This is a genomic window from Pseudonocardia sp. ICBG601 (assembly GCF_020496245.1).
The window spans coordinates 1-5,074 of record NZ_JAHLJA010000140.1 but is presented as its reverse complement, the minus strand read 5'-3'; the positions used below and the strand labels follow the sequence as shown (position 1 = coordinate 5,074).

The 5,074-nt window shown below is 74.2% G+C and carries 8 protein-coding genes and 2 pseudogenes; 6 read left to right on the top strand and 4 right to left on the bottom strand.

The window, feature by feature from the left end; genetic code table 11:
* A partial coding sequence (locus KPL57_RS27560) for a hypothetical protein (protein WP_226353706.1) occupies nucleotides 1–218 on the bottom strand: 218 nt, incomplete at its 3' end.
* Nucleotides 219–300: 82 nt separating this feature from the next.
* Between KPL57_RS27560 and KPL57_RS27555 the strand changes: the two genes are divergently transcribed.
* Nucleotides 301–672: a hypothetical protein gene (locus KPL57_RS27555; RefSeq protein WP_226353708.1), complete on the top strand. Its 372-nt coding sequence runs from the start codon at nucleotides 301–303 to the stop codon at nucleotides 670–672.
* A gap of 167 nt (nucleotides 673–839) precedes the next feature.
* On the top strand, nucleotides 840–1,856 hold the full coding sequence (locus tag KPL57_RS27550; RefSeq protein WP_226353707.1) for a helix-turn-helix transcriptional regulator: 1,017 nt from the start codon (nucleotides 840–842) through the stop codon (nucleotides 1,854–1,856).
* Nucleotides 1,857–2,000: 144 nt separating this feature from the next.
* Here KPL57_RS27550 and KPL57_RS67470 read toward each other — a convergent pair whose 3' ends face one another.
* Nucleotides 2,001–2,123 (bottom strand): hypothetical protein, encoded by a 123-nt coding sequence (locus KPL57_RS67470; protein WP_264198632.1) that lies wholly within the window; start codon nucleotides 2,121–2,123, stop codon nucleotides 2,001–2,003.
* 132 nt (nucleotides 2,124–2,255) lie between these two features.
* Here KPL57_RS67470 and KPL57_RS27545 point away from each other — a divergent pair, with 132 nt between their 5' ends.
* The 3 genes and pseudogenes from KPL57_RS27545 to KPL57_RS72845 all read left to right on the top strand — a co-directional run.
* Complete coding sequence (locus KPL57_RS27545; protein WP_226353705.1) at nucleotides 2,256–2,732, top strand: hypothetical protein; 477 nt, start codon at nucleotides 2,256–2,258, stop codon at nucleotides 2,730–2,732.
* Nucleotides 2,733–2,889: 157 nt separating this feature from the next.
* Complete coding sequence (locus tag KPL57_RS67465; protein WP_264198631.1) at nucleotides 2,890–3,186, top strand: SDR family NAD(P)-dependent oxidoreductase; 297 nt, start codon at nucleotides 2,890–2,892, stop codon at nucleotides 3,184–3,186.
* Nucleotides 3,104–3,322: pseudogene (locus KPL57_RS72845) on the top strand (SDR family oxidoreductase); the annotation flags it as partial. The gene KPL57_RS67465 and the pseudogene KPL57_RS72845, both read left to right, overlap by 83 nt.
* 204 nt (nucleotides 3,323–3,526) lie before the next feature.
* Here KPL57_RS72845 and KPL57_RS27535 read toward each other — a convergent pair.
* The gene (locus tag KPL57_RS27535; protein ID WP_226353704.1) at nucleotides 3,527–3,832 is read right to left on the bottom strand and encodes a response regulator transcription factor; all 306 of its coding nucleotides are present in this window, start codon (nucleotides 3,830–3,832) and stop codon (nucleotides 3,527–3,529) included.
* A gap of 28 nt (nucleotides 3,833–3,860) precedes the next feature.
* The gene (locus KPL57_RS27530) at nucleotides 3,861–4,472 is read right to left on the bottom strand and encodes a hypothetical protein (RefSeq protein ID WP_226353703.1); all 612 of its coding nucleotides are present in this window, start codon (nucleotides 4,470–4,472) and stop codon (nucleotides 3,861–3,863) included.
* 36 nt (nucleotides 4,473–4,508) lie between these two features.
* Between KPL57_RS27530 and KPL57_RS27525 the strand changes: the two are divergent.
* Nucleotides 4,509–5,074, top strand: a pseudogene (locus KPL57_RS27525) (hypothetical protein); the annotation flags it as partial.

Below are 5,074 nucleotides of genomic sequence, written 5' to 3'. Positions count from 1 at the left end.
TGACCGTCGTCGGCGAGACCTACCGGATCAGCCACCCCCTGGTGGGTTCGGCGCTGCGGCAGGCGATGTCCCCCGCCGCGCGGCGGGGACGCCCACGCGGCGCTGGCCGGCGCCTTGGCCGCCAACCCGACCGCGCGATCTGGCACCAGGCCTCCGGCGCGCCGGGTCCCGACGACGAGATCGCCGCCCGGCTCGAACGCGCCGCGGGCGACGCGCACCGCCGCGGAGCGGTCTCGACCGCGCTCGTGTGGCTGGAACGCCCGCCGCGCTCAGCCCGACCCGCTCGACCGTGCCGCCCGGATGCTCGGCGCCGCCGAGCTGGGCTACGAGCTCGGCCGCTTCGGCCAGGTCGAGAGCATCACGGCCCGGGTCTCGGGGATGCCGCTGCGGACGCGGGAACGGTCGCGCCTGACCTGGTTGCGGGGCGCGTTCCACGACGGTTCGACGAGCGAGCCCGCCGAGATCCTGCACCTCGTCGCGCTGGCCCGACGGGCCACGGCCGATGACGACGGCGACTCGCGATGCAGCTGCTGGTCGGCGCGTCCCGCCGGGTGTGGTGGCGCGACCCCCGGGAGGCGGTCCGCGACGAGATCGTCCGGGCCGCGCGGGCGGTGCCCCTGGAGGCGGGCGACCCGCGGCTCCTGGCCGTCCTCGCCTTGTCGGAGTCGCTGACGTTGAGCTCGAGATCGTGGAACACCTGGACCGCTGGCCCACGGACGCGGGCGGACGGCCCGACCTGGCCGGGCTGCTCGGCATCGCCGCGTTCTGCGTCGGGGGACTTCGGGCGGGCCGTGTCGTTCCTGTCCGCACCCGTGCGGCAGCTCCGAGCGGAAGGCCGCATGGGACTGCTCGCCGAGGTGCTCGCGATCCGCGCTGGGCCGAGATCAACCTGGGCCTGTTCGACGCGTCGAGCTCCGCCGACGAGGCCGACGCCTCGCCGCCGAGACCGGCCAGGAGGTGTGGGCGGCCACCGCCCGGATCGCCGTCACCGTGATCGAGGCCGTGCGCGGCGGCTGGGACGTCCGCCACCCGCTCCTCGCCGAGGCGGAGGACACCGCCGGTCGCGTGCCCAACGCGAGCTCGTCCCTGCTGGCCGCCGTCCAGCTGGCGCGCGGCGTCGCCGCGATCGGTGCCGAGCGCCCCGAGCCCGCGTACGGCGAGCTGCAGCGCGTCTTCGTCCCGAGCGACCCCGCCTGCCAGCGGGTCCAGCAGCTCTGGACGATCAGCTACCTCGCCGACGCCGCCGTGCCCACCGGCAGGCTCGTGGAGGCGCGGTCGCTGCTGGACGCCATGGAGAAGGCGGTCGGCGACTCGCCCGCGCTCGGCCCGACGATCGCGCTCGAACACTCGCGAGCCGTCCTCGCCGACCCCGCCTCGGCCGAGGAGCTCTTCCGCGCCGCCCTCGGACGGCGCCGGGCGGCCGTACCCGTGGCACCGCGCCCGCATGCAGCTGGTCCTTCGGCTCCTGGCTGCGCAGGCAGCGGGCGCACCGTCGAGTCCCGCGAGCCGCTGCGCGCCGCCCGCGCACGTTCGACGCGGCGGGCGCTCATCCGGGGCACGACGGGCCGACCGCGAGCTCCGGCGACCGGGAACGGGGGTGGCGCCCGACGACGAACCCGCGCGAGCTGCTCTCGGCGCAGGAGTCCCAGATCGCGCGGCTCGCCGCGCAGGGGTTGTCCAACCGCGAGATCGGGCAGCGGCTGTTCCTGTCGCACCGCACGGTCGGCTCGCACCTCTACCGCATCTTCCCGAAGCTCGGGGTGACCAGCCGGAGCCAGCTCTCGGGCGCGCTCCACGTTCAGTCGTTCGACGCTAGCTCCGCGGCCGGACCACCGACACCCGGTCTCGACGACTGAAGCCGACCAGCCCGCAGCCGCCATAACGTCCCGGAGGTCCAACGAGAAGGAGACCTCCAGTGGGCACACCGGTCCTGTTCATCCACGGCCTCTGGCTGCACGGCCGTCCTGGAACCCCTGGATCGACCGGTTCCGCGACGCGGGCTACGACCCGCAGGCGCCGGGCTGGCCGGGCGACGGCGACTCCGTCGAGGCCTCGCGCGACGACCCCGACGCGATCTCCGACCACGGCATCGACGACGTCGTGGCCCACTTCGCGGCGATCATCGACACGCTGCCCTCGGCTCCGGTCCTCGTCGGCACTCGTTCGGCGGGCTGATCGCGCAGAAGCTCCTCGGGCAGGACAAGGCCCGCGCCGCGATCGCGATCGACGCCGCGCAGATCAAGGGCGTCCTGCCCGTGCCGCTCTCGGCGCTGCGGGCGACGCTGCCGGTGTTCAAGACCCGGCCACAACACCGCTCGGTGTCGCTGACCGCCGAGCAGTTCCGCTTCGCGTTCGCAACGCGGTGTCGGAGGACGAGTCGAACGAGCTCTTCGCGCGCTGGACGATCCCGGCGCCGGGGACGTCCGCTGTTCGAGGCGGCCTCGGCGAACTTCGACCCCCACTCACCCGCCAAGGTCGACACCGCGAACGAGAACCGCGGGCCGCTCCTGCTCATCGCGAGCGGGCGCGACCACACGGTCCCCGAGTCCGTCACCCGCTCGACCCTCAAGCAGTACCGCCACTCCTCGGCGGTCACCGACATCACGACCTTCCCCGACCGGGGCCACTCCCTGGTGATCGACTCCGGCTGGCCCGAGATCGCCGACGTCTGCCTGACCTGGCTGAAGGACCACGCCCAGCAGGACCAGGCCCAGCAGGACCGAGCCCAGTGAAGCTCGACCTCACCGGCCGGACCGCGGTCGTTGACGGGCGCCAGCCGCGGCATCGGGCTGGAGATCGCGCGCGCACTGGTCGGCGAGGGCGTCGACGTCGCCGCGGGCGCACTGAACGGGTCGCCCGAAGCTCAGCGCGCTCGCCGACGAGAGCGAGATGGTCGTCGTCCTCGACGACCTGACGACGGCGGCCGGTTGCCAGACGCTCGTCGACCAGGCGGTCGCCCGCTTCGGCGGCATCGACGTCCTGGTCAACAACGTGGGCGGGGTCCGGCCCCGCACCGAGGGGTTCGTCGAGGTCACCGACGCTGACTGGCAGTGGGCCCTGGAGGTGAACCTGCCTCTCCGCCGTCCGCGCCACGCGGGCGGCCGTGCCCCACCTCGTGCGGCGGGCGCCGTCCACGATCGTCACGGTCTGCTCGGTGAACGCGTCCCTGCCGGACCACGGGCGTGATCGACTACAGCGCGGCCAAGCTGCGCTGCACAGCTTCAGCAAGTCGCTCTCGAAGGAGCTGGGACCGGCGGGAGTGCGGGTCAACACGGTCAGCCCCGGGCCCGTCGAGACGGCTCTGTGGCTGGGCGCGGGTGGCGTGGCCGAGACCGTCGCGCGGGCGCAGGGCCACCGACCCGGCGGCGGTGAGGGACGCCCGCCGTCGCAGGCACCCCGGTGGGTCGGTTCACCCGGCCGACGAGGTCGCGCGGGTCGTGCTGTTCCTCGCCTCAGCGGCCGCGGGCACCATCACCGCGCGCCGACGTCGTGGTCGACGGCGGCATGGTCACGACCATCTGAACGCTCACCCGGAGGCGTCGACCACCAGCCCCCATCCCACCGCGCGGGCCGCGGCCTCGGCCCGGTTGCGGCAGCCCGTCCGACCCAGCACGTGCTCGACGTGCGTGGCGACGGTGCGGGCGCCGATCCCGAGCAGGGCGCCGATCTCGGCGTTGCTCAGGCCGGCGGCCATGCCCGAGAGGACCTGCAGCTCACGGGGGTGGAGCCCGTCGGGCGGCGGGACCTCGCGGTGCAGCAGGACGACTCCGGCGCCGGTCCGGTAGACGTCGATCTCGAAGACGGTCTCGCCCCGCACGACGAGGCGCCGCAACGGCCCGGGACGTGGTCGAGCTCGGCGCTCAACGGGGCGACGAGCTCGGGGCGGGGCGGGCTGAGAGGGGCACGACCCGCCCGTCGGGATCGAGCAGGAGGCCCTCGGTGACGCCGTCGGCCAGCCGAGCGGCGGGCGAGGGGGGCGGCGGCACCGGGTCCAGGGCCGCGGCGAGGTCGGCGCTGAGCAGCCCGAGCAGCGTCATCGCGTCGTCGTCGGGGTGGCGCGTGTCGAGGGTGCTCGCGTTCACCATGCCCACGTAGCGGCCGTCGGCGGCGAAGAGGCAGTGGGTGACGCCGTCGCGGAAGCCGCTCGGCACGATGACCGACTCGAAGACCTCGCCGCGCCGCGGTGCGGGAGCAGGTCGCGGACCCCGGACCGGAGTGCCGCCGACCTGCACCGACACGAACAGCGGGTCCGTGTGCATGACGTCGTCGAGGAAGCCGGTGACCTCCGCCGAGTAGGACGAGGCCAGCGCACGGTGCCGTCGACGTCCGGGGTCCCAGACCGAGAGCGCCAGGCAGTCCGACGACACGATGGACCGCAGGCTCTCCGCGGCCGCCTCAGCAGAGCCGGGCGTCCGGCTCCCGTGCCGTCGCAGGAACGAGCTCAACTCACGCGCCACTGCGAGAGCGGTCATGAGGGCCTGTCCTGTGAGTCGGGGGCCGTGGGCTTCGTGATCGAGATCGTTCCTGGCAAGGCGCCCGCACGAGCCGTCGTACTGGACGTACTCGGTCGTGGGGCAACGCCGCCCGGGGACGATCTCGGCGCGAAGAGCACGGTCCATGGCTTGCAGGGCAGGCCCTGGCACGGTATCCGTCGATCGACCGATGTCACCAGGTCCGAACGCTCCTACCGTGCGCTCCTCACCAGGCAGAGGAGCACGATGAAGCCCAGCGAGTACACCGAGCTCGACGCCACCGCGCTCGCCGCGCTGATCCGCGACGGCGAGGTGCGGGCCGACGAGGTGACCGAGGCCGCCGTCGCCGCGCTCGACGCCGTCCAGCCTCAGGTCAACGGACTCGTCAGCGGCCCCTTCGACGCGCCGCTCGACCACGCGTCCGACGGTCCGTTCGCGGGGGTGCCGTTTCGCGATCAAGGACCTCATCACGCACGCCGCGGGCGTCCCGACCCGTTCCGGGCCCGGATGCTGGGCGACGGCGTGCCGATGCCGAGCGACACCCACCTCATGGAGCGCTTCCGCCGCGCGGGCCTGGCCACGCTCGGCCTCACCGCGACCCC

Excerpts from the sequence above, each read along its gene's own strand:
- KPL57_RS27550 (WP_226353707.1), top strand. The coding sequence starts at position 840 with ATGGGACTGCTCGCCGAGGTGCTCGCGATCCGCGCTGGGCCGAGATCA.
- KPL57_RS27555 (WP_226353708.1), top strand. The coding sequence starts at position 301 with ATGCTCGGCGCCGCCGAGCTGGGCTACGAGCTCGGCCGCTTCGGCCAG.
- KPL57_RS27530 (WP_226353703.1), bottom strand. The coding sequence starts at position 4,472 with ATGACCGCTCTCGCAGTGGCGCGTGAGTTGAGCTCGTTCCTGCGACGG.
- KPL57_RS67470 (WP_264198632.1), bottom strand. The coding sequence starts at position 2,123 with ATGATCGCCGCGAAGTGGGCCACGACGTCGTCGATGCCGTGGTCGGAG.
- KPL57_RS67465 (WP_264198631.1), top strand. The coding sequence starts at position 2,890 with ATGGTCGTCGTCCTCGACGACCTGACGACGGCGGCCGGTTGCCAGACG.